Annotated in this window: 28 protein-coding genes and 1 other RNA gene; 12 read left to right on the top strand and 17 right to left on the bottom strand. The window is 60.9% G+C overall.

What is annotated here, in order from left to right:
• Positions 1-3: 3 nt before the first annotated feature.
• The 9 genes from mraY to rsmI form a co-directional block, all read right to left on the bottom strand.
• Complete coding sequence (gene mraY, locus OKC44_RS18890; RefSeq protein ID WP_011707583.1) at positions 4-1,086, bottom strand: phospho-N-acetylmuramoyl-pentapeptide-transferase; 1,083 nt, start codon at positions 1,084-1,086, stop codon at positions 4-6.
• Positions 1,080-2,435, bottom strand: a complete 1,356-nt coding sequence (murF, locus tag OKC44_RS18895; RefSeq protein ID WP_270814573.1) for a UDP-N-acetylmuramoyl-tripeptide--D-alanyl-D-alanine ligase — start codon at positions 2,433-2,435, stop codon at positions 1,080-1,082. The genes mraY and murF overlap by 7 nt, the downstream gene beginning before the upstream one ends.
• Positions 2,432-3,916, bottom strand: coding sequence for a UDP-N-acetylmuramoyl-L-alanyl-D-glutamate--2,6-diaminopimelate ligase (gene murE, locus OKC44_RS18900; protein ID WP_270814574.1), 1,485 nt, complete (start codon positions 3,914-3,916; stop codon positions 2,432-2,434). Before murE ends, murF begins: the two co-directional genes overlap by 4 nt.
• Complete coding sequence (locus OKC44_RS18905) at positions 3,897-5,651, bottom strand: penicillin-binding transpeptidase domain-containing protein (protein ID WP_270814575.1); 1,755 nt, start codon at positions 5,649-5,651, stop codon at positions 3,897-3,899. The genes murE and OKC44_RS18905 overlap by 20 nt, the downstream gene beginning before the upstream one ends.
• Positions 5,648-5,962 (bottom strand): cell division protein FtsL, encoded by a 315-nt coding sequence (ftsL, locus tag OKC44_RS18910; protein ID WP_005305726.1) that lies wholly within the window; start codon positions 5,960-5,962, stop codon positions 5,648-5,650. Before ftsL ends, OKC44_RS18905 begins: the two co-directional genes overlap by 4 nt.
• Before the next feature lie 3 nt (positions 5,963-5,965).
• Positions 5,966-6,904, bottom strand: coding sequence for a 16S rRNA (cytosine(1402)-N(4))-methyltransferase RsmH (gene rsmH / locus OKC44_RS18915; RefSeq protein WP_011707587.1), 939 nt, complete (start codon positions 6,902-6,904; stop codon positions 5,966-5,968).
• Positions 6,905-7,363, bottom strand: a complete 459-nt coding sequence (mraZ, locus tag OKC44_RS18920) for a division/cell wall cluster transcriptional repressor MraZ (RefSeq protein ID WP_005305730.1) — start codon at positions 7,361-7,363, stop codon at positions 6,905-6,907.
• A gap of 449 nt (positions 7,364-7,812) precedes the next feature.
• An RNA gene (rnpB, locus tag OKC44_RS18925) (RNase P RNA component class A) lies at positions 7,813-8,199 on the bottom strand.
• Between the two features lie 115 nt (positions 8,200-8,314).
• The gene (gene rsmI / locus OKC44_RS18930; RefSeq protein ID WP_139748812.1) at positions 8,315-9,148 is read right to left on the bottom strand and encodes a 16S rRNA (cytidine(1402)-2'-O)-methyltransferase; all 834 of its coding nucleotides are present in this window, start codon (positions 9,146-9,148) and stop codon (positions 8,315-8,317) included.
• A gap of 199 nt (positions 9,149-9,347) precedes the next feature.
• Here rsmI and OKC44_RS18935 point away from each other — a divergent pair, with 199 nt between their 5' ends.
• Genes OKC44_RS18935 through dolP form a run of 4 tightly spaced genes read left to right on the top strand, consistent with a single transcriptional unit; the run spans position 9,348 to position 12,631 of the window.
• Positions 9,348-11,135: a penicillin-binding protein activator gene (locus OKC44_RS18935; protein ID WP_016352185.1), complete on the top strand. Its 1,788-nt coding sequence runs from the start codon at positions 9,348-9,350 to the stop codon at positions 11,133-11,135.
• Entirely contained in the window at positions 11,056-11,448 is a 393-nt protein-coding gene (locus OKC44_RS18940; protein ID WP_073351968.1) for a YraN family protein, read from the top strand. Before OKC44_RS18935 ends, OKC44_RS18940 begins: the two co-directional genes overlap by 80 nt.
• Positions 11,449-11,457: 9 nt before the next feature.
• Positions 11,458-12,048, top strand: coding sequence for a D-sedoheptulose-7-phosphate isomerase (locus tag OKC44_RS18945; protein WP_005305871.1), 591 nt, complete (start codon positions 11,458-11,460; stop codon positions 12,046-12,048).
• A 4-nt stretch (positions 12,049-12,052) separates the two neighbouring features.
• Positions 12,053-12,631, top strand: a complete 579-nt coding sequence (gene dolP, locus OKC44_RS18950; RefSeq protein WP_024945441.1) for a division/outer membrane stress-associated lipid-binding lipoprotein — start codon at positions 12,053-12,055, stop codon at positions 12,629-12,631.
• Positions 12,632-12,683: 52 nt separating this feature from the next.
• Here the strand turns inward: dolP and OKC44_RS18955 are convergent, their stop codons facing one another.
• The 8 genes from OKC44_RS18955 to zapE form a co-directional block, all read right to left on the bottom strand.
• The gene (locus OKC44_RS18955; RefSeq protein WP_017409380.1) at positions 12,684-13,109 is read right to left on the bottom strand and encodes a ClpXP protease specificity-enhancing factor; all 426 of its coding nucleotides are present in this window, start codon (positions 13,107-13,109) and stop codon (positions 12,684-12,686) included.
• On the bottom strand, positions 13,106-13,735 hold the full coding sequence (gene sspA / locus OKC44_RS18960; RefSeq protein WP_011707594.1) for a stringent starvation protein SspA: 630 nt from the start codon (positions 13,733-13,735) through the stop codon (positions 13,106-13,108). Before sspA ends, OKC44_RS18955 begins: the two co-directional genes overlap by 4 nt.
• Before the next feature lie 87 nt (positions 13,736-13,822).
• Positions 13,823-14,557, bottom strand: coding sequence for a cytochrome c1 (locus OKC44_RS18965; protein ID WP_011707595.1), 735 nt, complete (start codon positions 14,555-14,557; stop codon positions 13,823-13,825).
• Positions 14,554-15,771: a cytochrome b gene (locus tag OKC44_RS18970; protein WP_011707596.1), complete on the bottom strand. Its 1,218-nt coding sequence runs from the start codon at positions 15,769-15,771 to the stop codon at positions 14,554-14,556. Before OKC44_RS18970 ends, OKC44_RS18965 begins: the two co-directional genes overlap by 4 nt.
• Positions 15,772-15,773: 2 nt before the next feature.
• Complete coding sequence (gene petA, locus OKC44_RS18975) at positions 15,774-16,364, bottom strand: ubiquinol-cytochrome c reductase iron-sulfur subunit (RefSeq protein WP_011707597.1); 591 nt, start codon at positions 16,362-16,364, stop codon at positions 15,774-15,776.
• Between the two features lie 295 nt (positions 16,365-16,659).
• Positions 16,660-17,052, bottom strand: a complete 393-nt coding sequence (gene rpsI, locus OKC44_RS18980) for a 30S ribosomal protein S9 (RefSeq protein ID WP_005336286.1) — start codon at positions 17,050-17,052, stop codon at positions 16,660-16,662.
• Positions 17,053-17,067: 15 nt separating this feature from the next.
• A complete protein-coding gene (rplM, locus tag OKC44_RS18985; protein WP_005336289.1) occupies positions 17,068-17,496 on the bottom strand; it encodes a 50S ribosomal protein L13 in 429 nt (142 codons plus the stop codon).
• 266 nt (positions 17,497-17,762) lie between these two features.
• Positions 17,763-18,857, bottom strand: a complete 1,095-nt coding sequence (gene zapE, locus OKC44_RS18990) for a cell division protein ZapE (RefSeq protein ID WP_270814576.1) — start codon at positions 18,855-18,857, stop codon at positions 17,763-17,765.
• 140 nt (positions 18,858-18,997) lie between these two features.
• On the opposite strand from zapE, the gene OKC44_RS18995 reads away from it, so the two are divergent.
• From OKC44_RS18995 to OKC44_RS19030, 8 genes are all read left to right on the top strand, one after another.
• Positions 18,998-19,378: a YhcB family protein gene (locus OKC44_RS18995; protein WP_011707599.1), complete on the top strand. Its 381-nt coding sequence runs from the start codon at positions 18,998-19,000 to the stop codon at positions 19,376-19,378.
• Between the two features lie 81 nt (positions 19,379-19,459).
• Entirely contained in the window at positions 19,460-20,821 is a 1,362-nt protein-coding gene (locus tag OKC44_RS19000) for a Do family serine endopeptidase (RefSeq protein WP_011707600.1), read from the top strand.
• Positions 20,822-20,910: 89 nt separating this feature from the next.
• A complete protein-coding gene (gene degS / locus OKC44_RS19005) occupies positions 20,911-22,032 on the top strand; it encodes an outer membrane-stress sensor serine endopeptidase DegS (protein ID WP_011707601.1) in 1,122 nt (373 codons plus the stop codon).
• Positions 22,033-22,340: 308 nt separating this feature from the next.
• Positions 22,341-22,703: a transcriptional regulator gene (locus OKC44_RS19010; protein WP_118880249.1), complete on the top strand. Its 363-nt coding sequence runs from the start codon at positions 22,341-22,343 to the stop codon at positions 22,701-22,703.
• Positions 22,704-23,069, top strand: a complete 366-nt coding sequence (locus OKC44_RS19015) for a glycine-rich SFCGS family protein (RefSeq protein WP_011707603.1) — start codon at positions 22,704-22,706, stop codon at positions 23,067-23,069.
• The gene (locus OKC44_RS19020) at positions 23,069-23,365 is read left to right on the top strand and encodes a DUF4312 family protein (protein WP_270814577.1); all 297 of its coding nucleotides are present in this window, start codon (positions 23,069-23,071) and stop codon (positions 23,363-23,365) included. The genes OKC44_RS19015 and OKC44_RS19020 overlap by 1 nt, the downstream gene beginning before the upstream one ends.
• 40 nt (positions 23,366-23,405) lie before the next feature.
• On the top strand, positions 23,406-24,182 hold the full coding sequence (locus OKC44_RS19025) for a DUF4311 domain-containing protein (protein WP_016352193.1): 777 nt from the start codon (positions 23,406-23,408) through the stop codon (positions 24,180-24,182).
• An 11-nt stretch (positions 24,183-24,193) separates the two neighbouring features.
• Complete coding sequence (locus OKC44_RS19030; RefSeq protein WP_049046546.1) at positions 24,194-24,844, top strand: DUF4310 family protein; 651 nt, start codon at positions 24,194-24,196, stop codon at positions 24,842-24,844.
• Positions 24,845-24,886: the final 42 nt, after the last annotated feature.

The raw sequence follows: 24,886 nt of genomic DNA on the forward strand, positions 1-24,886 counted from the left end.
GGCTTACCTCACCTTCAGGGTGGCGAGGCCGAGCAGCACCAGCATGAGCGTGATGATCCAGAAGCGCACGATGACGCGCGGCTCCGGCCAGCCCTTCTTCTCATAGTGGTGATGGATCGGTGCCATGCGGAAGATGCGCACGCCGCGCAGCTTGTAGGACCCCACCTGCAGGATCACCGAGACGGTCTCCATCACGAAGACGCCGCCCATGATCACCAGCAGAAACTCCTGACGCACCAGCACGGCGATGGTGCCGAGCGCGCCGCCCAGCGCCAGGGAGCCCACGTCCCCCATGAATACCTGGGCCGGGTAGGTGTTGAACCAGAGGAAACCCAGACCCGCCCCGACGATGGCGGTACAGACGATCACCAGCTCGGAGGTATAGGGCACATAGGGAATATGCAGGTAGTTGGCGAAATTGACGTTGCCGGTGGCCCAGGCGATGAAGGCGAAGCCCCCCGCCACCATCACGGTCGGCATGATGGCGAGACCATCCAGGCCATCCGTGAGATTGACCGCGTTGGAGGTGCCGACGATGACGAAGTAGGTCAATACGATGAACATCAGCCCGAGTTGCGGCATCACGTCCTTGAGGAAGGGCACTACCAGCTGGGTCTGACCGTCGTGCGTGGCGGTGGCGTAAAGGAACACGGCCACCCCCAGCGCAACGGCGGATTGCCAGAAGTACTTCCAGCGGGCGATCAGGCCATCGGTGTTCTTGCGCACCACCTTGAGGTAGTCATCGGCAAAGCCGATGGCGCCATAGGCGCCCAGCACGAACAGCACCAACCAGACATAGGGGTTGTCGAGGCGGCACCAGAGCAGCACCGAGATGAAGATGGCGGCAATGATCATCAGGCCGCCCATGGTCGGGGTGCCTTTCTTGCTCAGGTGCGACTCGGGTCCGTCATTGCGGATCACCTGGCCAAATTTGAGGATCTGCAATCGGCGGATGAGGCGAGGCCCCATCCAGAGCGCCACCACCAGGCCGGTGATGATCGACAGGATGGCGCGAAACGTCAGGTAGGAGAAGACGTTGAAGAAGGTGAAGTGCGGGGTGAGCAGTTCCGCCAGCCAGACTAGCATGTGGCTGACTCCTGACGGTCTTTGACCATCTCGACGATATCTTCCATACGGGAGCCGCGGGCACCCTTGACCAGGATCGCGATTTCTTGATGTGTATTTATCATTTGCGCAAGCACTTCAAACAACGACGCCTTGTTATCGAAATGTCGGCCAGCCGCGGCATCTGCGGTGTGGCGACTCTGTTCCCCTACGGTCAGCACGGCATCGAGGCCGCGCTCGCTGGCGTGGCGTCCGACCCGGGCGTGCTGCTCGGCGGACTCCTCACCCAACTCCTTCATGTCACCGAACACCAGCACCTTGTAGCCGCTCATGGCGGTCAGGGCATCGATGCCCGCCAGCACGGACTCCACGCTGGCGTTGTAGGTATCGTCCACCAAAGTGAGACCACCCCAGCGCTGGACGCAGAAACGGCCCTTGACCGGCGCCATCTGCTCGAGCCCGGCCTTGACCGAGGCGAGCGAGGCACCGAGCGCCAGCGTGCCGGCGGCGGCGGCCAGGGCGTTCGCCACGTTGTGGCGGCCCGGGATGGCCAGGGTCAGGCTCACTTCGCCCTGCGGGGTCACCATGACGAACTCGGCACAGCCCTGCTGGTTGATCACCACGTCTTTGGCGTGGAACAGCTGACGCTGATCCTCGATGGAGAAGGCGCACTGGATCCCGCGAGCCTGCCACTTCGGCCAGAATTCGTTGTCGGCATTGACGATGGCGCAGCCACCTTCACCCAGCCCCTCGAAGATTTCGCTCTTGGCGTGGAATACCCCTTCCAGCGAGCCGAAGCCCTCCAGGTGGGCGGCCGCCACGTTGTTGATGATGGCGGCATCGGGTTTGGCCAGCGAGGTGGTCCAGGCGATCTCGCCCGGGTGGTTGGCCCCCAGCTCCATCACTGCAAACCGGTGTTGCGGCTCGAGGCGCAGCAGGGTCAGCGGTACCCCCACTTCGTTGTTGAAGTTGCCGGCGGTGGCCAGCACGTCCCCTTCCTGACGCAGGATGGCGGTCGCCATCTCCTTCACCGTGGTCTTGCCGCAGCTGCCGGTAATGGCCAGCACTTTCGGGTTGATCCGCTCGCGCACCAGCCGACCGAGGCGACCCAGTCCCTTGAGACTGTCGGTCACCACCAGCTGGGGGATCGCCAACGGCAGTTCACGCTCGACCAGCAAGGCCGATGCCCCGGCGGCCACGGCCTGCTCGCAGAAATCGTGGGCATCGAAACGTTCGCCGCGCAGCGCAACGAATAGCGCGCCTGCGCCCAAGGTACGGGTGTCGGTGCTGACAGCCGTGATCGCTCCGTCTTCACCAATCAGACGGGCATCGAGTACCTGCGCCAGCTCGGCAAGCCTGAGGGTCATCATGCGAATGACTCCAATAATGTGTGCAAAGCGGCCGCGACGGTTTCCCGGTCGCTGTAGTGCCGCTTGTCGGTTCCAATGATCTGATAATCCTCGTGACCCTTACCGGCCACCAGGATGATGTCCTGTTTGCTCGCCTGGCTCAGTGCCAGCTGGATTGCCTTGGTCCTGTCGTGCTCGATCTGCACGGCGCCGGGATCGCGAAGACCCGCCACCATGTCGGCCATGATCCGGGCCGGCTCCTCGGTACGGGGATTGTCATCGGTCAGGATCACGCGATCCGCATGCAGCTCGGCCATGGCGGCCATCATGGGACGCTTGCCGCGATCCCTGTCGCCACCACAACCCACCAGGCACCAGAGCCGTCCTTCACAGTGCACCCGCAGGGCCTGCAAGGCCTTCTCCAGCGCATCCGGCGTGTGGGCATAATCGACCACGGCGAGCGGCGCCTTGCCTCCACCGAAGCACTCCATGCGGCCGGTTACCGGCTGCAGTTGCGGCGCGCTGGCCAGCAACTCGTCGAAGTCATAACCGAGCACCAGCATGGCGCCCATCGCGGCCAGCACATTGCTGACGTTGAAGCGCCCGAGCAAGGGGGCGGATAATACACCATTCCCCCAGCTGGAGTTAATCTGCGTGCGAAAACCTTGCTGGTGGAAATGGGGATCCTGCGCCGTCAGCTGTCGCCCCGGGTGACCGGCCACCGGGCCGTGCACGCTGAACGCCACTGCGGCCGGATAGGCGGCCAGCCATTGGCGGCCCAACCGGTCGTCGGCATTGAGCACGGCGCAAGGTTCGTCCACCAGTTTCAGCAGCTCTTCCTTGGCGGCGCCGTAGGCCTCCATGGTGCCGTGATAGTCCAGATGATCCCGACTCAGGTTGGTGAACACGGCAGCGGCAAACGGCAGGGCCGCCACGCGATGCTGTACCAGGCCGTGGCTGGACACCTCCATCGCCACCAGATCCGCCCCCTGCGCTTGCAGAGCGGCCAGATTGGCCTGCACCTGCACCGCGCTGCCGGTGGTGTTTTCCGCTTCCACCAGATCGCCGAACAGGCCGTTGCCGATGGTGCCCATCACCCCGGCCTTGCCCCCCAGCAGGGTGCGCCAGTTGGCTACCAGCAGCGCCGTGGTGCTCTTGCCGTTGGTGCCGGTGATGCCCACCAGATCCAGCTTGCCGGCCGGCTGGTCGTAGCAATAGCCGGCCAGCTCGGAGAGCCTAGCTGGCAGATCCGGGATCCCGAGACAAGGCACACTCAGTGCCGGTGCCACGAATTCACCGTCCTCTTCAAACAGTACGGCGGTCGCTCCCTGAGCCACCGCCTGTTCGATAAACCGTCTTCCATCCACCTGATGCCCGCGAATCGCCACGAAGAGACAACCGGGCCCGACCCGCCGACTGTCCAGCTGGATGTCGGTAAGCGCGAGCGCCGGGGCAGTAATGCCAAAGGGGCGCATCAGTTGATCAAGTGCGCGGGACAACATTGGAAGCCTCCGTACGGGCAAGTTTGGTGGGCACCGCAGGCGGCACCGCGTCGGGACGAATATTGAAGAGCTGCAGTACCCCGCCCATGGCTTCGGCAAACGGCGGCGTCGCCACGGCGCCACCGTAGTAGGCGTCGCCCTTGGGCTCGTTGATCACCACTACCATGACGAAACGGGGATTGCTGGCCGGGGCGAAACCGGCGAACCAGGCCATGTAGTCCTTGCCGTAGCCACCCGCGACGGCAACCTTGGCGGTACCACTCTTGCCGCCGACCCGATAACCGGGGATCTGCGCTTTCGGAATGGCATTGCTGACCACGTACTCCAGCGCCTGCAGCATGGCGGTGGCGTTGTTGTGGTCGATGACCTGCTCCCCCTTGGGCGGCTCGGCCACCTTGACGATGGAGAGCGGCACCCGCTTGCCCTTGTTGGCCAGGGTGGCATAGGCGGAGGCCAGCTGCAGCGGGGTGACCCGCAGGCCATAGCCGAACGACAGGGTGGCCCGTTCGATGTCGGACCAGCGCCGGCGCTGGGGCAGCATGCCGCTGCTCTCACCCATCAGGCCGCTGCCGGTGTCCATCCCGAAGCCCACCATGCTGAGGGTGTTGATCATCTCCTGCGCCGGCATCCGCAGCGCGATGCGCGACATGCCGATGTTGGAGGAGTAGCGCAGAATGTCGTACAGGTTGGTCGCCTTGTGGATACTCACGTCGCGAATCTGCTTGGCCCCGATAAACAGTGGGCCGCCAGGAATGGTGTCCTTCCAGCTGGTAACGCCGGCCTGCAGCGCGCTGAGCAGGATCAACGGCTTGACGGTGGAGCCCGGCTCGTAGGTATCAGTCACCACCCGGTTGCGCACCCGGAAACTCTGGTACTGACCGCGGTTGTTGGGGTTGTAGGAAGGGGTGTTGACCATGGCGAGCACCTCGCCGGTCTTGACGTCCAGCATCACCATGGAGCCGGAGGTCGCCTTGTTCTCGTCGGTGGCCCGCTTGAGCGCCCGGTAGGCCAGCGCCTGCACCCGTTGATCGATGCTCAGCTGCAGGTCGTTGGCGTTCTTGCCCTCTTTGACCAGACCAAGCCGCTCGATGACCCGGCCCTGCCTGTCCTTGCGCACCCGCATCTCGCCAGGGGTTGCCGTCAGCCACTCGTTGTAGCTGCGCTCGATCCCCTCGATGCCGCTACCGTCGATGTTGGTTACCCCCACCAGATGGGCGCTGATTTCGCCGGTCGGATAGAAACGGCGCGCCTCGGGGCGCAGATAGATGCCGCCCAGCTTGAGGCCCTTGATGTATTCCGCCACCGCCGGCGTCACCTGACGCTGCAGGTAGACGAAGCGCTTGCTCGGGTTGGAGATGCGGTGCTTGAGGGTGTTGATGTCGAGCTTGAGCACGGCGGACAGGGCCAGCCAGGCCCGCTCGTTATGGATGGCGCCAGACTCGTGCACCGTCTTGGGATCGGCCCAGACAGCTTCAACAGGCACCGACACCGCCAGCTGCTCGCCGTTGCGATCGGTGATCATGCCGCGCACCGCCTGAGTGGCGGTGGTACGCAGCGAACGCATGTCCCCCTCCTGGCGCAGCCGATCCGGGTCGATCACCTGGATCCAGGCCAGTCGCAGGATCAAGCCGGCAAACGCAATGCCGATGAAGAACACCAGCGTGCGAAAGCGCCACGGATAGAGTGACGGAGCTTTGACCTTGGGTTGGGCCTTGGCGGAAGCCTTGCGTTTCATGGTTGTGTAATTACCTTCTCGGTGGTCACCAGCGGGCGAGCCATCTGCAACTTGTCCATGGCCAGACTCGCCACCCGGGAGTGCTCGGCCAGTGTCCCCTGCTCCAGCAACAGGTGCCGCCATTCGATATTGAGGCGATCCTCCTCCGCCATCAGGTCGTTCTGCTTGGCCGTCAGACCGCGGGTCATGTTGGTCACCAGGATCACCGCAAAGGCGGTGATCAGCACCGCGATGGCCAGCACCACCTGCAGCTTGTGCCGCCAGAGATCACCGAGGATCTCCCTGGCCAGATGAACGCGCACCTCGCTCATGGCTTACTCCGCCAACCGCTGGGCAACCCGCAGCACCGAGCTGCGGGATCGGCTGTTTTCATTGACCTCGTGCTCGGAAGGCTTAAGCGCCTTGCCGACCGACTTCAATTTGCGACCGCCGGCCAACTGGGCCTCGGTCAACGGAATGCCGTGCGGCACTTCCGGGCCTTTCTCATGCTTGCGAATGAAATGCTTCACCAGCCGATCTTCCAGCGAGTGGAAGCTGATGACGGAGAGACGACCTTCCGGTGCCAGCACCTGCAGGGCCCCGTTGAGCGCAGTCTCGATCTCGTCCAGCTCGCTGTTGATGTAGATGCGGATGGCCTGGAAGCTGCGAGTGGCGGCGTGCTTGCCCTTCTCCTTGCTCGGATTGACGCGGGCAATCATCTCCGCCAGTTGACGGGTGCGGACATAGGGCTCGGTGACACGATCGTGCACGATGGCGCGGGCGATCTTCTTGGCGAAACGCTCCTCGCCAAAGGTCTTCAGCACCCAGGCGATGTCGTCCACATCGGCGCGAGCGAGCCATTCGGCGGCGCTCTGACCGGAGGTGGGGTCCATCCGCATGTCGAGCGGACCGTCCTTCATGAAGCTGAAACCGCGCTCGGCATCGTCCAGCTGGGGAGAAGAGACCCCCAGATCCAGCAGGAAACCGTCTACCTTGCCCAGCAGGCCGCGTTCATCCAGATAGGAGGCAATACCGGAGAAGGGGCCGTGCACGATTTCGAAGCGGGGATCCTGGATCTTGGCCGCTTCTGCAATGGCCTGGGGATCCCGGTCGATGGCGATCAGCCGGCCGTTGGGGCCAAGCTGCTGGAGAATGAGACGAGAGTGACCACCCCGGCCAAACGTACCGTCGACGTAGATGCCGTCCGGCTTGATGGCCAGCCCTTCAACGGCTTCGTGCAGCAGCACTGTGATGTGTTCAGCGGCTTGGGTCATTTATAAAGAGAAATCCTGTAGTCGTGGCGAGCTTGCCCAGTCGTCTTCGGGCAAGCCCTGAATGTCGTCATTGACCTGTTGTTGCCAGCGGGCTTCATCCCACAGCTCAAACTTGTTGAGCTGGCCCACCAGCATGATCTTCTTGTCCAGCCCGGCGTGGCTGCGCAGTGGCTGGCTGAGCAGCAGACGGCCATTGCCATCCAGCTCGCATTCGGTCGCATGCCCGAGCAACAGCCGCTGCAGGCGGCGCTCAAGGGGATTCATGCTGGAGAGCGTCTTGAGCTTGCGCTCGATCTCTTCCCATTCGTTCAGGGGATAAAGCAGCAGGCAGGGATGGGCAATATCGATGGTGCAGACCAGCTGGCCCTCGCTTTCGTCGCGCAGCCAATCACGGTACTTGGTCGGAATCGCCAATCGCCCCTTGCTGTCGAGGCTGATGGCATGCGCACCACGCAACAAATTGCAGTCCCTGAAAATGAGTTAAAGGGGGCAAACCGCCCGATAAAAACCACTTTGATCCACTTTTCCCCACCTTGAAGTTTAAGGACGTGCTGAGGGCTTTTCAAGCGAGGATCTCGGGCATGGGGAACATATTGACGCAGCGTTTCAGCAGCAAGGATTAAATGAGTTGATTTTCCACAAGTTATTTGCGTAAGAGGCGTATCGATTAATTGCGAAGAATTAAAAGCTCAGCAGGGTGAACCAATAAGCAGCGGTATGATCCTCTCAGATTCACAGGCACCCACATAACTCAGGCATTGTGTATAAAAAATCCATAACCAACTGATCTATATGCATAGAGCCAGCTATCTCACTATCCGCCAACGCATATATCTCTCGGTACAAGCTGCTATTTTCTCGCCAATAAAAAAGAGCCTCGCGATAAATCGCAAGGCTCTTCAGGAATAGGTCGGAGTCGGCCTGTAAGCCGGGTTCTGTACCGGGTTGCCCCGGGTAGCAATCATTCCTCTAGGCCAGCAATCGCTCGCTGGCTCAAGCAACCTACCCGCCCCCAACGCGGGCCGCGCCAATAGGGGCCTATTTGGTCTTGCTTCGGGTGGAGTTTACCGTGCCACGAACTGTTGCCAGTCGCGCGGTGCGCTCTTACCGCACCCTTTCACCCTTACCTGATCCCTTGCGGGCCATCGGCGGTTTGCTCTCTGTTGCACTGGTCGTAGGCTCACGCCCCCCAGGCGTTACCTGGCACCCTGCCCTATGAAGCCCGGACTTTCCTCCCCTCCGCCCGTCTGTCCCGAGGGACACAACGACGAAGCAGCGATTGCCCAGCCAACTCCGGGCGCGGATTATAGCCTTGTCCGGCACCTCGGGTAAACCTGCAATTGAGTTTTAACCGAGTTAATCGCACTCGAGAGAACGCCAAGGCTGGCCTCCGGCCTGCATCTGCCCGCCTCAGTAATGTTCGAGGCCGTACTTGTAGAGCGCGTTCTTCTTCACCCCGTGGATCTCGGCGGTGAGCGCCGCCGCTTTTTTGAGCGGCAGTTCGGCCACCAGCAGCCCCAGGGTACGGATCGCCTCGGCCGGCAGTTCCTCTTCCGTTTTATTGGCGCCCGCGACCACCAGCACGATCTCGCCGCGGCAGCGATTTTCGTCTTCGCCCAGCCAGACCAGCATCTCGGAAGCGGGCAGACCGTGGATCGACTCGAAGGTCTTGGTCAGTTCGCGGCACACCACCACCTGGCGTTCGCCGAGAATGCGGGCGATTGCTTCCACCGTGTCCTGCACCCGACGCGGGGATTCGTAGAACACCAGTGAACGGGTGTCTTCGATCACCGCCTGCAAACGGTCGTCACGTCCCTTGCTCTTGGCGGGCAAAAAACCTTCGAAGGCAAACCGGTCGGTGGGCAGCCCGGCCGCAGAAAGTGCCGTGATGGCAGCGCAGGGGCCGGGCAGCGGCACTACCTTGACCCCGGCTTCGCGACAACGGGTGACCAGGTGATAACCGGGGTCGCTGATGAGCGGCGTACCGGCATCGGAGACCAGGGCCACGTTCTTGCCCTCTTTTATCCGGCCGATCAATACATCAGCCTTCTGCTGTTCGTTGTGATCGTGCAGCGCGAAGGTGGGTACCGAGATTTGATAGTGGCTGAGCAGGATGCCGGTATGACGGGTATCCTCGGCAGCCACCAGATCGACACTGCGTAAAATGTCCAATGCACGCTGGGTAATGTCAGCCAGATTGCCGATCGGGGTGGGGACTATGTACAGGGTTGGGATGTCACTCATGGGAGCTCCGAGTGTCCCGACAATTGTGTCGCCATATTGGCCCGTTTACACTATGGAGAATTTCAACACTGGTCGGGGAATGAACTTGAACCGGGTTACAAAGCAGCTAAGTGTATCACGACTCTTCGGCATCCTACTCGCGGCAGTACTGCTTGCCGCCTGTGCGTCGGAGCCCAATCAATCAGCCGGACAATCCGGCATGCCGTCGGCCTTCTCGGATCTGACCAAGAATGCCCAGTGGTATCTGGCACAGGTGGATCCGGCCAAGCCGGCCGAAGCCTTCACCTGGCAGGTGATGGCGGCGCGCAGCTATCTGGCGCTCGGTCAGGCCAAGCCGGCCGCGGCCCTGTTCCAGCAACTGCAGAAGCAGGGCCAGAGCGCCGAGCAAAAAGCTCAGCTGCAACTGTTGCAGGCTCACCTGCTGCTCGCCCAGGGCAACGCCAACCAGGCGCTGATCCTGCTGGAGGGCAAACCCGAGGTGGCGCTGGATGCCGATACCCAGAAGGACTGGTATCGCCAGCGGGTGGTGCTGCAACTGGACATCAACAACAAGTTCGGTGCCGCCAAGTCGCTGATCCTGCTGGAGCCCTATCTGGCCCAGAACGAGCTGGCCACCAATCACCAGCAAATCTGGTCACTGCTCAAAAGCATGACCCCCTCCACCCTGCAGGCACTGGAAGAGGCGCCGGCTCCCGACGTGACTACCGGCTGGCTGCGACTGGCAGCGCTGGTGAACGAGTTCGGCGCCCAGCCCAATCAGCTGGCACGCCAACTCGCTGGCTGGAAGCAGGCCTTCCCGAACCACCCGGCCCAGAAAGACATGCCGGCGGGTCTGGGCGATCTGGCGACCAGCAACATCAATACCCTGCAGCAGATCGCCGTGTTCCTGCCGCTCTCCGGCAATCTGGAGCCGCAGGGCGCCGCCATCCGCAACGGCATGCTGATGTCTTACAAGGAGAATCAGGGCCAGTTCACCCTGAACTTCTACGACACCCAGACCAAGGCGATGGGCGAGCTCTACAAACAGGCGATTCAGGAAGGGGCCAACATGATCATCGGCCCGCTGCTCAAAGACCGGGTCGAGGAGCTGCTCAAGTCCAATCCGACCGTGCCGGTGCTGGCTCTCAACGAGCTGGACAAGCCAATCGTCAACGACAACACCTTCTACTTCTCCCTCTCCGCCGCCGCCGATGCAGCGCAGGCCGCCCAGTACCTCTACGGTCAGGGCTATCGCAAGCCCCTGCTGATCGCCGCCCAGGGCCGGATCGGCTATGGCAGCATCAAGGCGTTCGAACAGGCCTGGGCCACCGTGAGCCAGGACAAGCCGGTCGTCGCCACCTTCGGCGCTCGCAACGAAGTGCAGGGCATGGTCAAGAACGCTCTGAGCGGTCGCTCCACCGCCCGGGCCGGCGAAGTGGTGCAGCTTGCTGACACGGCGCCGCGCAGCATCGACGTGGTCTATGTGGTCGCCAACAGCCTGGAGACCCGGATGATCAAGCCGTATGTGGACATCTCGGTCAATCCGATGGGCAGCCTGCCGATCTACAGCAGCTCGCGCAGCTATGACAGCGCCACCACCGAAGTGGCTTCCGAGCTCAACGGCATGCATATCTCCGATATGCCGCTGCTGCTGGGCGGTTACGAGAAGCAGCGCGAACAGATTGCCCTGCTCTGGCCGCAAACTCAGGGTGACCTGCTGCGACTGTTCGCGCTGGGCTACGATGCCGTGGCACTGGCGGAAAACCTGCAGCAGATGCGCAAGGTCAATGCCATGCAGCAGCCGGGCATGAGCGGCCAGCTGAGCGTGGATGCCAGCGGCAACATAGTGCGGGTACTGGACTGGGCCACCTACCAGAACGGCAAGCTGGTCAGCGACAGTGCCATGCCTCAGCTCGAGGGAGCCCCCCATGAAGGGTCTATTGGCACGGATGCACCAGCAGTGGCAGAACCTGTTCCCGTCAGCACCGAGCAAGGGACAGCACTTTGAGCAGCTAGCGGAACGCTGGTTGCAGGCCCGCGGCCTGCAACCCGTGACCCGCAACTACCGCTGCCGGGGCGGCGAGATCGATCTCATCATGCGCCAGGGGGAGACCCTGGTGTTTGTTGAGGTCCGCTACCGCGCCCAGACCAGCCATGGCGGCGCCGCCGCCTCGGTCACCCGGCGCAAGCAGCACAAGATCGTGCTGGCAGCGCGCCACTATTTCAAGCAACATGCCATCAACGAGGCCAGCCAGGCCTGCCGATTCGATGTGATCGCGTTCGAGGGCGACCAGCCAGACTGGATCCAGAACGCATTTTAAGAGGACCCCATGACTGACCGCATCAAAGAGAACTACACCGAGAGCATCCAGACCAAGATAGCCGCCGCCGAGGCGCTGCCGGATGCCATCCATACCGCAGCCCAGATGCTGACCATCTGCCTGCTCAATGGCCACAAGGTGATGGCATGCGGCAACGGTCCTTCCGCAGCGCTGGCCCAGCTGTTCATCTCGGAATTGGTCAACTGCTACGAAACCGAGCGCCCTTCCCTGCCCGGCATGGCGCTGACCCCTGACATGGCCACCATCAGCGCCATCGCCACCGATCACGGTTTTGAAGAGGTGTATGCCAAGCAGATCCGGGCGCTCGGTCAGCCCGGCGACATCCTGGTGGTCATCACCACCACCGGCAACAGCCGCAGCCTGATCAAGGCTGCCGAGGCCGCCCTCTCCCGCGACATGACCATAGTGGTGCTGGGTGGTGGTGACGGTGGCGAGATCGCCGGCCTGCTCGGTCCCAACGACGTGGAGATCCGGGTGCCGTCGGCTCGTCGGCCCCGCATTCTGGAAGTGAACCTGTTGACCCTGCACTGCCTGTGTGATCTCATCGACCAGACTCTTTTCCCGCAACAGGAAGATTGAAACCATGAACAAGCAAATGCTCCTGCTCGGCCTGCTGGCCGGCACCCTGCTGCTGCAAGGTTGCGCAGCCGTAGTGGTTGGCGGTGCCGCCGGCACCGCCAAAGCCTCCGGCGATCGTCGCACCCTGGGCGCCCAGTGGGACGATCAGGCCATCGAGCTGAAAGCGGCCAACCTGCTGGCTGACAACAAGCCGCTGAGCGCGGCCAGCAAGATCAGCGTCTACAGCAACAACGGCCGTGTGCTGCTGGTCGGCCAGACACCTTCTGACGCTTACAAGCTCGAAGCTGGCAAGATAGTGGCCCGCATCGAGGGGGTGCGCCATGTCTACAACGAATTGCGCCTCGGCCAGCCGGTCAGCATAGGGGTTCGCAGCAATGACTCCTGGATCACCTCCAAGGTGCGGGCAGACATGCTGGGCGCCAAGAATTTTGACAGTGCCAAGGTCAAGGTGGTCACCGAGAACGGCGAGGTATTCCTGATTGGCCTGGTGACCCGCCAGGAAGGGGATCACGCCGTCGAGATCGCCCGCCACGTCAGCGGCGTCAAGCGCGTCATCAAGGCCTTCGAGTTTGCCCAGAACTAGCGCTGACCACCGGCTCTCGGCATAAAAAAACGCAGCCAGCTGGCTGCGTTTTTTATTTGATGACCTTCAGGGTCGGACGACCGCTCGGACGCGGTGGTTCCGGCTCGGGTTCCACCGGCGCTTCGGCTTGCTCCAGCCAGAGGTCATAACCCGGCTCGGGCGGGAACAGGGTCCCCACGCCGTTTTCCCGGGCATGGATGGCCAATACGGCCGCCATCGGGATGTAAACCTGCTGGGAGACACCACCAAAACGGGCGCTAAAGCTGATGGCTTCATTGTCCATGTGGAACTGCCCTACCGCACGGGGTGCGATGTTCAGCACTATCTGTCCATCCTGGACAAACTGCATCGGCACCATCACATGAGGGATGTTGACGTTGACCACCAGATGCGGGGTCAGGTCATTGTCCAGCAACCAGTCGAAGAACGCCCGCAGCAGGTACGGGCGACTGGGTGTCATTGTCGGTTCCATGCTCATACGCCGGCACGGATCTCGCGCTCGGCTTCAGTCAGGGAAGCCTGGAAAGACTCGCGCTCGAACAGACGAACCATGTAGGCCTTCAGCTCTTTGGCACCACGACCGGTGAAGTCGATGCCGAGGCTCGGCAGACGCCACAGCAGCGGGGCCATGTAGCAGTCGACCAGGCCAAACTCTTCGCTCATGAAATAGGGCATTTCACCGAAAATCGGCGCGATGGCCAGCAGGTTGTCCCGCAGTTCGGCACGCGCCGCATCCACGTCGGTACCCGCCATGATCTTGTCGGCCAGAGAATACCAGTCCAGCTCGATACGATGCATCATCAGACGGCTGTTGCCGCGGGCCACAGGGTAGACCGGCATCAGGGGCGGGTGCGGGAAGCGCTCGTCCAGATACTCCATGATGATGCGTGAGGTGTACAACGCCAGCTCGCGATCGACCAGGGTCGGTACGGTGTTGTAGGGGTTCAGCTCGGCCAGCTCATCCGGCAGGTTGCTTGGGTCAACCTGGCAGATATCTACGCTAACACCCTTCTCCGCCAGGACAATACGCACCTGATGGCTGAACATATCGTTGGCACCGGAAAACAGCGTCATTACCGAACGCTTATTGGCAGCTACAGCCATTGAACCCTCCCGTCATTAAAAAGCAGAAACGGCAATGAAGCCTCTTGGTCTTCATTGCCGTGCATTATATTACCCGGATCTGGTCGCTTAGTGAACGTCGCGCCAGAATTCCTTCTTCAACAGCACAGTGAAGATGAAGAAGATCACGATGAAGCCAAGTACCCAGAAGCCCATGCGTTCGCGCTCCTGTTGTACCGGTTCAGCCGAGTAGACCAAGAAGTTTACCAGATCCAGTACCGTCTGATCATACTCTTCGTTATTCATTTCACCGTTGCCGTCAGATTTGACACTGACAACCTGCTGTACTTCCACTCCGTCGACGGTGTGGGTCGCGAACTCGGCGCGGGGCGTGCCTTGCAGAGGCTCCAGCACATGGGGCATGCCCACGGACGGGAATACCACGTTGTTCACGCCAAACGGACGGGTCTCATCCACGTAGAAAGAGCGCAGGTAGGTGTAAATCCAGTCGGCACCACGTACCCGGGCAACCAGGGTCAGGTCGGGGGGCGGGGCGCCAAACCATTTGGCCGCATCCTTGTCCGGCACCGAGTTTTCCATCAGATCACCGATCTTGGCACCATTGACGATCAGGTTGGCCGCCATCAGATCTTCCGGAATACCGATGTCTGCCGCCACCCGGTTGTAACGCTGGTACTGGGTGCTGTGACAGCCAAAGCAGTAGTTCATGAAGGTGGCCGCACCACGCTGCAACGACGCCTTGTCGTTCAGGTCATAGTTGGCCTTGTCCAGGTGCACTGCCCCGGTGTTGGCAAACACCAGCGACGGCAGCAGGGTCAGCACTGCAAAAATTATTCTTTTCATTTAAATGTCACCCTCTCCGGCAGCGGCTTGGTGCTTTCATTCTTGCTGTAGAAGAACAACAGGACGAAGAACCCGAAATAACCCAGGGTACAGATCTGGGCGATCAGCGTCAGGGTCGGAGTCGATGGCAAGACGCCGAGCACCCCGAGAATGATGAAGCAGACCACGAACTGGGCGATGTTCAGCTTGTGCAGGGTACTGCGATAGCGCACCGAACGTACCTTGCAGCGATCCAGCCAGGGCAGCAGGAACAGCACCACGATGGAGAGCCCCATCATGATGACGCCCAGCAGCTTGTCAGGCACCGCCCGCAAGATGGCGTAGAAGGGAGTGAAGTACCACACAGGCGCAATGTGGGCCGGGGTCTTCAGACCATTGGCCACTTCAAAGTTCGGCTTCTCGAGGAAATAACCCCACATGTCCGGCTTGAAGAAGATGATGGCGCAGAACAGGAACAGGAAGCCTGCAACGCCGATCATGTCCTTGACGGTGAAGTAGGGGTGGAATGCCACCGCATCCAGCGGCCAGCCGTTCTCGTCCTTGTGCTTCTTGATATCGATGCCGTCCGGGTTGTTGGAACCCACTTCGTGCAACGCCAGAATGTGCATGGCAACCAGCATCACCAGTACCAGCGGCAGGGCGATGACGTGCAGCGCGAAGAAGCGGTTCAGGGTAGCGCCGGAGATGACGTAGTCACCGCGGATCCACAGGGTCAGATCGTCGCCGATGACCGGAATGGCGCCAAACAGCGAGATGATGACCTGGGCCCCCCAGAACGACATCTGGCCCCACGGCAGCAGATAGCCCATGAAGGCTTCCGCCATCAGGCAGAGGAAGATCAGCATGCCGAAGATCCACAGCAGCTCGCGCGGCTTCTGGTAGGAGCCGTAGATCATGCCGCGGAACATGTGCAGATAGACCACGATGAAGAACGCAGACGCGCCGGTGGAGTGCATGTAGCGCAGCAACCAGCCGTAGTCCACATCCCGCATGATGTACTCGACGGAGGCGAAAGCACCTTCGGCGGAGGGGTTGTAGTTCATGGTCAGCCAGATACCCGTGATGATCTGGTTGACCAGCACCAGCATGGCGAGCGAGCCAAAGAAGTACCAGAAGTTCAGGTTCTTGGGCGCCGGATACTTGGCCATGTGGTCGTTGTACATGGCAGTGAGCGGAAAACGGTAGTCAATCCAGCCCATCAGTTTGGCAAACATGGTCAGGCCTCCTTGCCATCGGCACCGACCAGGATGGTGGTGTCGCTAAGATATTTGTACGGCGGAATGACCAGGTTCAAGGGTGCTGGCACCCCCTGGAACACTCGACCAGCCATGTCGAACTTGGAGCCATGACAGGGGCAGAAGAAGCCTGAAGTCACGCCCTGCACCTGCTCGCCAAAGCTGTCCGGCAGATAGGAGGGGGAGCAGCCCAGATGAGTGCAGATACCGACGGCCACGAAGATCTCCGGCTTGATGGATCTGTAACCGTTGTGGGCATAGTCGGGTTGCTGGGGCTCGTCGGAAGCCGGATCGCGCAACTTGTCGTCGTGCGCGGCCAGGGCATCCAGCGTCTGCTTGGTGCGTTTCACCACCCAGACCGGCTTGCCTCGCCACTCAACACGGATGAGCTGGCCTGGTTCCAACTTACTGATATCCACTTCTACCGGAGCACCCGCCGCTTTGGCTTTGGCACTCGGGTTCCATGACTTAATAAACGGCACTGCGGTAAAAGCAGCTCCTACCCCACCAACGGCGACCGTTGACCAGGTAAGAAATCTGCGGCGACCGGTATCAACTGGCGCATTGCTCATCCAAAAACTCTCCCATGTGGACTCCGCACATTCTTATTGTGTCCCTGTTCCCCTTTCTTCCGTGACAACAGCGGCGGAAGCGGAGTTACAATTGTCACAGAAAAACCGAGGGAATTTTAAAGAAAAGATAACAACTTGACAAGAAAGAGAAGCGAAGGTCAAAAACAATAAATACACAATTTTTTGTCTTTTGTGACGTGGTGTTAGCAATACCATTGGTAATATTACCAATAAAAAAAGCCTGGCACATGGCCAGGCTTTTTTGACACTCGCGAGAGTGCGTACCAAAAGCGAATTAACGCTTGGAGTACTGCGGACGCTTACGAGCTTTGTGCAGACCGACTTTCTTACGCTCAACCTTACGGGCATCGCGAGTAACAAAGCCTGCTTTACGCAGTTCGGAACGCAGGGTTTCATCGTACTGCATCAGAGCACGAGTGATACCGTGGCGGATCGCACCAGCTTGACCGGAGATGCCACCACCGTTAACGGTGATGTACAGGTCCAGTTTCTCGGTCATCTCAACCAGTTCCAGCGGCTGACGAACTACCATGCGGGCAGTCGGACGGCCGAAGTACTGCTCCAGGGAGCGCTGGTTGATTACGATTTTACCGCTACCCGCTTTGATAAATACGCGAGCAGTGGAGCTTTTGCGACGGCCGGTACCGTAGTATTGATTTTCTGCCATTGTTGCCAGTTCCCGTTAGATATCCAGTACTTGAGGTTGCTGAGCAGCATGAGCGTGCTCGGCGCCTGCGTAAACTTTCAGCTTACGGAACATGGCACGGCCCAGCGGACCCTTCGGCAGCATGCCTTTGACGGCAGCTTCGATTACCATTTCCGGTTTACGCTGAATCAGCTTGTCGAAGCTGATGGACTTGATACCACCCGGGAAACCGGAGTGAGCATGGTACATTTTGTCGGTAAATTTCTTACCGGTTACGTGTACCTTCTCAGCGTTTACAACGATGATGTAATCACCGGTGTCAACGTGCGGAGTGTACTCAGCTTTGTGCTTACCACGCAGACGAGCAGCGATCTCGGTTGCGATACGACCCAGAGTTTTACCTTCTGCGTCCACAATGTACCAGTCACGTTTTACGGTTTCTGGCTTGGCAACGAAAGTTTTCATTAAGTTAAACCCAATTACCTGTTACAGACCCAATTGCTTATGGGGGCTCTCCCACAAACAACAAACGATGGCCTACCTGTACCCCTTCGAATACAAGTAAAGCTTAAAGTGTTGCTGTCTTATCGACAGCTGTAACGTGGGCCGGGCGATTATAAGTGAAGTTGCCTTAAATATCACCTGCTAATTTCACTGCCATGAAGCTAGCAAATGTCGCCCGGCCCTACCTGCCGCAGATGCCCATCCGACTGGCAGGCGCGGTATTGTGACTAAGGAAGGTGCACTCTGGCAAGGTATTCGTGCGATTGCATTTCCTGAAGCCGTGAAAGACAACGTTTGAACTCGAAATTCAGCAGCCCGTTGCCATAGAGTTCCTGCATCGGCACCGCCGCCGATATGATCAGCTTGACGTGCCGCTCATAGAACTCGTCCACCATGGCGATGAAGCGCCGCGCCGCGTCATCCGTGCCCGCCCCCATTGGCTGCACATTGGCCAGCAGGACGGTGTGAAACAGCCGGGCCAGCTCGATGTAATCGCCCTGTGAGCGGGGAGTACAGCAAAGTTGCTCAAACTCCATATAGAGCACACCTTCTCCCATCCCCAGCGACGCCAGCTGACGGTGATTGATCTCGACACTGCCCGCCCGGGCCTCCTCCAACCCGGTTAACTGCCCAAAATAACGATCCAGATTGGATTTTGCCTGCTGATCCAGCGGGAAGTGATAAATCTCCGCCTGCTCCAGCGTGCGCAGGCGATAGTCGGTGCCGCCGTCCACGTTAAGTATCTCGCAATGGCGCTCGATGAGCGCAATCGCCGGTAGAAAACGGGCGCGCTGCAGACCATTTCGATACAAATCCTGCGGCGGTATGTTCGAGGTCGCCACCAGCACCACCCCGTGGCCGAACAACTCCTGAAACAGCGTTCCCAACAGCATGGCATCGGTGATGTCGGAGACGAAAAATTCGTCGAAGCAGATGACGTCGGTCTCGCCGGCCAGCTTGCTGGCGATCAGCTTGAGCGGATCGGCCTGACCGGTCAGCCCCTTGAGCTCATCGTGCACCCGGTGCATGAAACGGTGGAAGTGAATGCGCAGCTTGCGCTCTCCCGGCAAGCTGTCGAAAAAAGTATCCATCAGCCAGGTCTTGCCTCTGCCCACTCCGCCCCACATATATAGACCCAGGATGGGCGTGCGAGGTTTCGGCTTTTGTAGCCAGCCCAGCAGGCCGCGGGATCTGGTCGGAGTCGGGGTTTGGCACAAATCCTGATAGAGTCGCTCCAGACGGGCCACTGCCATCGCCTGGGCGGGGTCGGCCACGAAGCCGGGGCGCTGCAAATCCTGCTGATACTTTTGCTGCGGGGTCATCCTGTCGATTGCCTTCAAGTCCCTGAATGAAGGACAAAATGGTATCACGCTCTCGGGGTGCACGGTATAGTGCCATCAAGGCGTAGCGGCCGCTTTGGCCGCATCAACCCACATTGATTTAGCTGTAACAAGGAGCTTCTATGAGTCTGTTAAACGGGATCCTGCTGGCTGTCGCCGCCTTGATTATCGGTGTCATCATCGGCCGCTTCACAGTGCGCAGCCGGGATGCCGGCCGTCTGGAACAAGAACTGAAGAAGGCTCACAAGGAACTGGAAAGCTACCAGGGCCAGATCAATACCCACTTCGCCGACAGCGCCGCCCTGATGGAGCAACTGGCCGAGCAGTACCAGACCCTTTATCGCCATATGGCGGAGCAGAGCAAATTCCTGGCCAAGGCTCAGGAGCCGCTGTTCCGTGAAACCCTGCTCGACGAGAGCAGCGATGTCCCGGCCAATGAAGAACCGGGCGTTCCACCCCGTGACTATGCCGGGGCCTCCGGTCTGCTCAAGCAGTCCAGTTAGTTCCCTGCGGAACTAATTGCGCGGTAGCGTGGTCAGACCTTGACGATTGCATTGCAACTTTTTCTGGGAGCTGTTTTTCATATGCGTAAACCTCTTTCTGTGCTCAGTGTGTTAGCCCTCAGTGTCGGTATCGCCATGTCTGCGGCCCCTGTACAGGCTGCACTGCCCTCTCTGCTGGCGAACAATCAGGAGATGCCGAGCCTGGCGCCGGTACTCGAGCAGGTCACGCCTGCCGTGGTCAACATTTCAGTCTCCGGCAAGAAGATCACCCGCCAGCGTCTGCCGGAACAGTTCCGTTTCTTCTTCGGCCCCAACATGCCCGACGAGCAGGTGAGCGAGCAGCCCTTCCAGGCGCTCGGCTCCGGCGTCATCATCGATGCCAAGAAGGGCTACGTGATCACCAACGCCCACGTGGTGCACGAGGCGGACGAGATCAAGGTCAATCTGAAGGATGGCCGTGAATACGCCGCCAAGAAGATCGGTGAGGACAAGCAGTCCGACATCGCACTGCTGCAAATCAAGGCCGAGGATCTGGTGCAGATCAAGTTTGCCGACTCCGACGAGCTGCGGGTCGGTGACTATGCGCTGGCCATCGGCAACCCGTTCGGCCTCGGCCAGACCGTCACCTCCGGCATCGTCAGTGCGCTCGGCCGCAGCGGCCTCAACATCGAAAATCTGGAAAACTTCATCCAGACCGATGCGGCCATCAACTCCGGCAACTCAGGTGGTGCCCTGCTCAACCTGCGCGGCGAGCTGATCGGCATCAACACCGCCATCCTGGGACCGAACGGCGGCAACATCGGCATCGGCTTCGCGATTCCGTCCAACATGGTGCGCGACCTGTCCGAGCAGATCGTGAAATACGGTGAAGTGCGCCGCGGCCAGCTGGGCATCACCGGCACCGAGCTCACCTCCGAAATCGCCAAGACCTTCGGCTACAACAAGAAGGATGGCGCCTTCGTCAACCAGGTCATGCCTGACTCCGCCGCCGCCAAGGCGGGCATCAAGGCCGGCGACATCATCATCAGCATCGATGGCAAGGCCATCCGCTCGTTTGGTGAGCTGCGCGCCAAGATCGCCACCATGGGGGCTGACAAGCAGGTCGCTCTGGGCCTCATCCGCGATGGCAAGGAGCAGACTGTCAAGGTCACGCTGAAGAAGGCGGATGACAGCGAGATCCTGGCCAGCGCCCTCCACCCGGCACTGGAAGGGGCCAAGCTGAGCACCACCGCCGAGCCGGTGACCGGCGTGGCCGTGGCCGACATCGATCCGCGCTCGCCTGCCGCCGCCTCCGGCCTGCAGAAGGGTGACATCATCATCGGGGTCAACCGCCTGCGCATCAACTCACTGGAAGAGCTGAGCAAGGCGTTGAAGAACAAGCCGGATGTGCTGGCGCTGAACATCCAGCGCGGGGAATCCTCCCTCTATCTGGTGATCCGTTAACTCCCTCTCACCCGCGGCCCTCGCCGCGGGTGATTTTTATCCACCGATAGTGTTATTCTCTGCGCGCTGTATGTACGGATGAGAATGACATGAAAATCCCCCCTCTAGTCAGTTACTTGGGCAAGTCTGTCGGCTTCGGTCTCACCGTGGCGGCTCTTCTGTTGCTGCTGTTCCCCAATTTCCGTGGCGGGGCCCAGTTGCCCGGCCTCATCACCAATGCCCGTGAACTGAGTTTCTCCTACGCCGCCCACCGCGCCGGGCCGGCGGTCGTCAACATCTATACCCGCAGCTTCGCCCGCAACCAGGGCAATCAGGCCGAACTCAGGCCGCAGGGGCTCGGCTCCGGCGTCATCATGAGCCAGCGTGGCCACGTGCTGACCAACTATCACGTCATCGCCGATGCGGACCAGATCATCGTCGCGCTGCAGGATGGGCGGGTATTCAGCGCCGAGCTGGTCGGCTCCGATCAGCTGACCGATCTGGCGGTGCTCTACATCGAGTCGGACAATCTGCCGGTGATCCCGCAGGATCCGGAACGCCTGCCCGACGTGGGCGACGTGGTGCTCGCCATCGGCAACCCCTACAACGTCGGCCAGACCATCACCCAGGGCATCATCAGCGCCACCGGCCGCATCGGCCTCTCCAGCATGGGCCCGGACAGCAACGGCCGGCAGGATCTGCTGCAGACCGACGCCGCCATCAACGAGGGCAACTCGGGGGGCGCCCTGGTCAATGCCCGCGGCGATCTGGTGGGCATCAACACCGCCGCCTACCACCTCAATGGCAACCAGGAGAGCTACGGCATCAGCTTCGCCATCCCCTACAAGCTGGCCAAGCGCATCATGGATGAGCTCATCGCCAACGGCCGGGTGATCCGCGGCTACCTCGGCATCTCCAGCGTCGAGATCAACCCCATCGTCGCCCGCATGATGAACCTGGGCGATCTGCGCGGCCTGGTGGTGGAGAGCCTGGATCCCAACGGTCCGGCCACCAGAGGCGGGTTGAAGCGGGGCGACGTGCTGCTCAAGATCAACGGCGAGGCCATCAGCGGCGTGCGTACCGCCATGGACAAGATCGTCGAGAGCCGGCCGGGCACCAAGCTCACCATCTCGGTGATCCGTGACGGCAAGCCGCTGGAGGTGGAGGTCACCATCGAAGAGGATCTGCGCTACCAGAACCGGGCCAGCGCGAGCGCCGCCACCGCCAGCTGATCCCGCCAATCCCCTTCGACAGGGGCGGTCAACCGCCCCTGTTTGTTTCTCCCATACTCCCCCATCCGTGAGGCGACTCACAGTTTCCAGCAAGCCTTGTCGGCCCGACTCGACGGGCCAAGTGCGCCCTCGATCACACAAAATCGGCCCCGATAGCAGCCCTTTTTCCCTCCACCCCACAAAAATCACCGTTTTCAGCCCAGGCGTGCGGGAATTTCCGCTTCGAATCGGAAAAACCGTGCCTCCTCTCTCCTCTACTGCCGGCTTAGGGTAGCGCTATCCCTTCTGCCAGCCTTGGAGAGCAGATCTTGCACACAGAGACCCATGACCAGAACCTGACCCCGGACAGCCCGGCGTTGCTGCGCCAGACCGACCACACGCTGGCGCGCATCCACACCCTGCTCGGCGAGCAGGGCATCCACCCCAACGAGGTACAGCGGCAGATGCTGGCCTCCCACGTCAAAGCCATGGTGTGGCGCTCCTACAGCGGTGAATCACTGCCGGAGGTGGATCTCAGCCTGTTCGAGGAGATCTCCCCCCTCTCCCTGCGTCTGGCAGAACAGGTCGTCGCCTGGCTGGACAAGCTGGCCTATGAAGAGGCCCATCTGCTGTCCGTCCATTTCGAAGTTGCCAAAGAAAACGAACTCAGCTCAGTGAAAGGAGAAAGCTAAATGACAGCCATCAAACTCGTGATCGGTGATCGACTCGGCAAGGGCCAGAAAGTGGGGGCAGGCGCGGAAACCGCCGGCGCCAGCGTGACCATCATCCCCGGCATGGCCGCCGACATGAAACTCGGTGACGTGATGAACAAGGAGCAGGCGGATCTCGGCATCTCCTTCTGCGGCAGCGGCGGCGCCGGTGCCATCACGGCCCAGACCAAGTACGGCTACAAGTGCCGCTACGGCATGCGCTCCATCGAAGAGGGAGTGACCGCCATCAACGAAGGCTGCGTGGTGCTGGGCTTCGGCTTCATGGACAAGGAAGAGCTGGGTCAGAAGCTGATCGAAGCCTTCGCCAAGAAACACGGACGCGCCTGATGAAAGAGGACTTCACCACCCAGGTCATGGTCAGCGGCAAGGGGCCGACTCGCCAGCAGGCGTTCGCCGCCGCCCTCAGCCAGGTGCAGCCAACGCTGCTCAAGGACAACCCGCGGGTGATGCTGCGCATCGAGCCGCTCGAGGTGCAGGTGCTCAAGGCCGAAGAGTCGGTCCGGGTGGAGAAGTTCCTGTTCTTCTTCCTGCCGCGCCAGCGCCGCGAATTCCGGGTCCAGCTGGCGCTCACGGTCAAGGTCACCAGCCTGGATGCCGAACAAGTGACGTTCACCCTGGTGTGACGCCGCCCGCGGGTACCACCCCACAAGAAGGATACGTTGGATGTTTCTAATCATATTTATCAAGTCACTCATCATCGGCGGCCTGGTGGGCGTCGGGGTGGGGGCCGGCGCGGCACGGATGTTCCACGCGCCGACCGTGCAGGGCATGGGAGCCTTCCGTACCCTGGGTGAGCTCAACTCCTGCGAAGGGGACCCCGCCTCCCACTTCTCGTTTGGTCTCGGCTTCTTCTTCAACGCCTGGGCTTCCACCGTGGCAGCCGGCGCCTTCACCCAGGATGTGGATCACCGCATCATTCCGCACTGGGCCACGGCGGCACTGCTGTTCAAGAACCGGGATCTCGCCACCACCCTGCACGACCCAAAGAAGATGGCCATTGCCGGCGGCATCATAGGTGCCATCGTGGTCGCCTTCCTCAACAGCACGGCCGCCGCCGTACCGGCCGCATTGCAAGTCACCGCGGTCAAGGTGCTGGTACCGGCTGCCAACCTGCTGGTCAACACCGTCATGCCGGTGATCTTCTGGCTGGCCGCCATCGAGGCGGGCAAGAAGTCCGGTTTCTGGGCCACCATCTTCGGCGGTCTGGCCCAGCTCATCATGGGCAACGCGGTACCGGGCCTGGTGCTCGGCATCCTGATCGGCAAGGGCGTGGAAGAGAGCGGCTGGAACCATGTCACCAAGGTGATGATGGCAGCCATCGTCCTGCTGTTCGTGCTGAGCGGCTTCTTCCGCGGCTTCGACATGAAACTCATCGAGTCCTTCCATCTGGGTGTTCCCCTGTGGCTGGAAAACGTCCATAACCTGCTGAGCGGCAAATAAGGGGTCACACCGTGGATGAGAAACTGAAAAACAACTTCTGGTACGCAGACTGGTCCTTCCCCATCTTTGTCGGCCTGCTGTCGGCCGGGGTCTTTGCCGGTACCCACATGTTCTACCTGTACGGGGTCGGCGCCTTCAACGAGGTGGCCTTCGTCGCCATGCTCAAGGCCGGCATGGACACCGGTGCCTATGGTGCGGTGGCGGCCTTCGGCGCCAGCTTCCTGTTTGCCCGCATCATCGAGGGCTCCCTGGTGGGGATCCTGGATATCGGCGGCGCCATCCAGACCGGGGTCGGCCTCGGCGTGCCCGCCCTGCTGCTGGGGGCCGGCATCGTCTATCCAGTGGAGAACTTCGGTGCCTCGCTGGTCACCGGCATGGGGATTGGTCTGGCCATCGGCTACGTGATCATCCTGGCGCGCAAGTTCACCATCAACCAGAGCAACTCCACCTATGGCGCAGACGTCATGATGGGGGCTGGCAACAGCTCGGGCCGCTTCCTCGGCCCCCTCATCATCCTCTCCGCCATGGGCGCCTCGATCCCGATCGGTATCGGTTCCCTGCTGGGTGCGCTGCTGTTCTACGTGTGGGGCAAGCCCATCACCGGCGGTGCCATCCTGGGGGCCATGCTGCTCGGCACCTTCTTCCCGGTTGCACTTGCATAACCATCCGCCGCCCTGCGGGGCGGCGCTCGAGAGGCCATCTAG

This window comes from Aeromonas sp. S41-2, assembly GCF_027705845.1.
In the GTDB taxonomy this organism is placed as follows: Bacteria; Pseudomonadota; Gammaproteobacteria; order Enterobacterales; family Aeromonadaceae; genus Aeromonas; species Aeromonas hydrophila.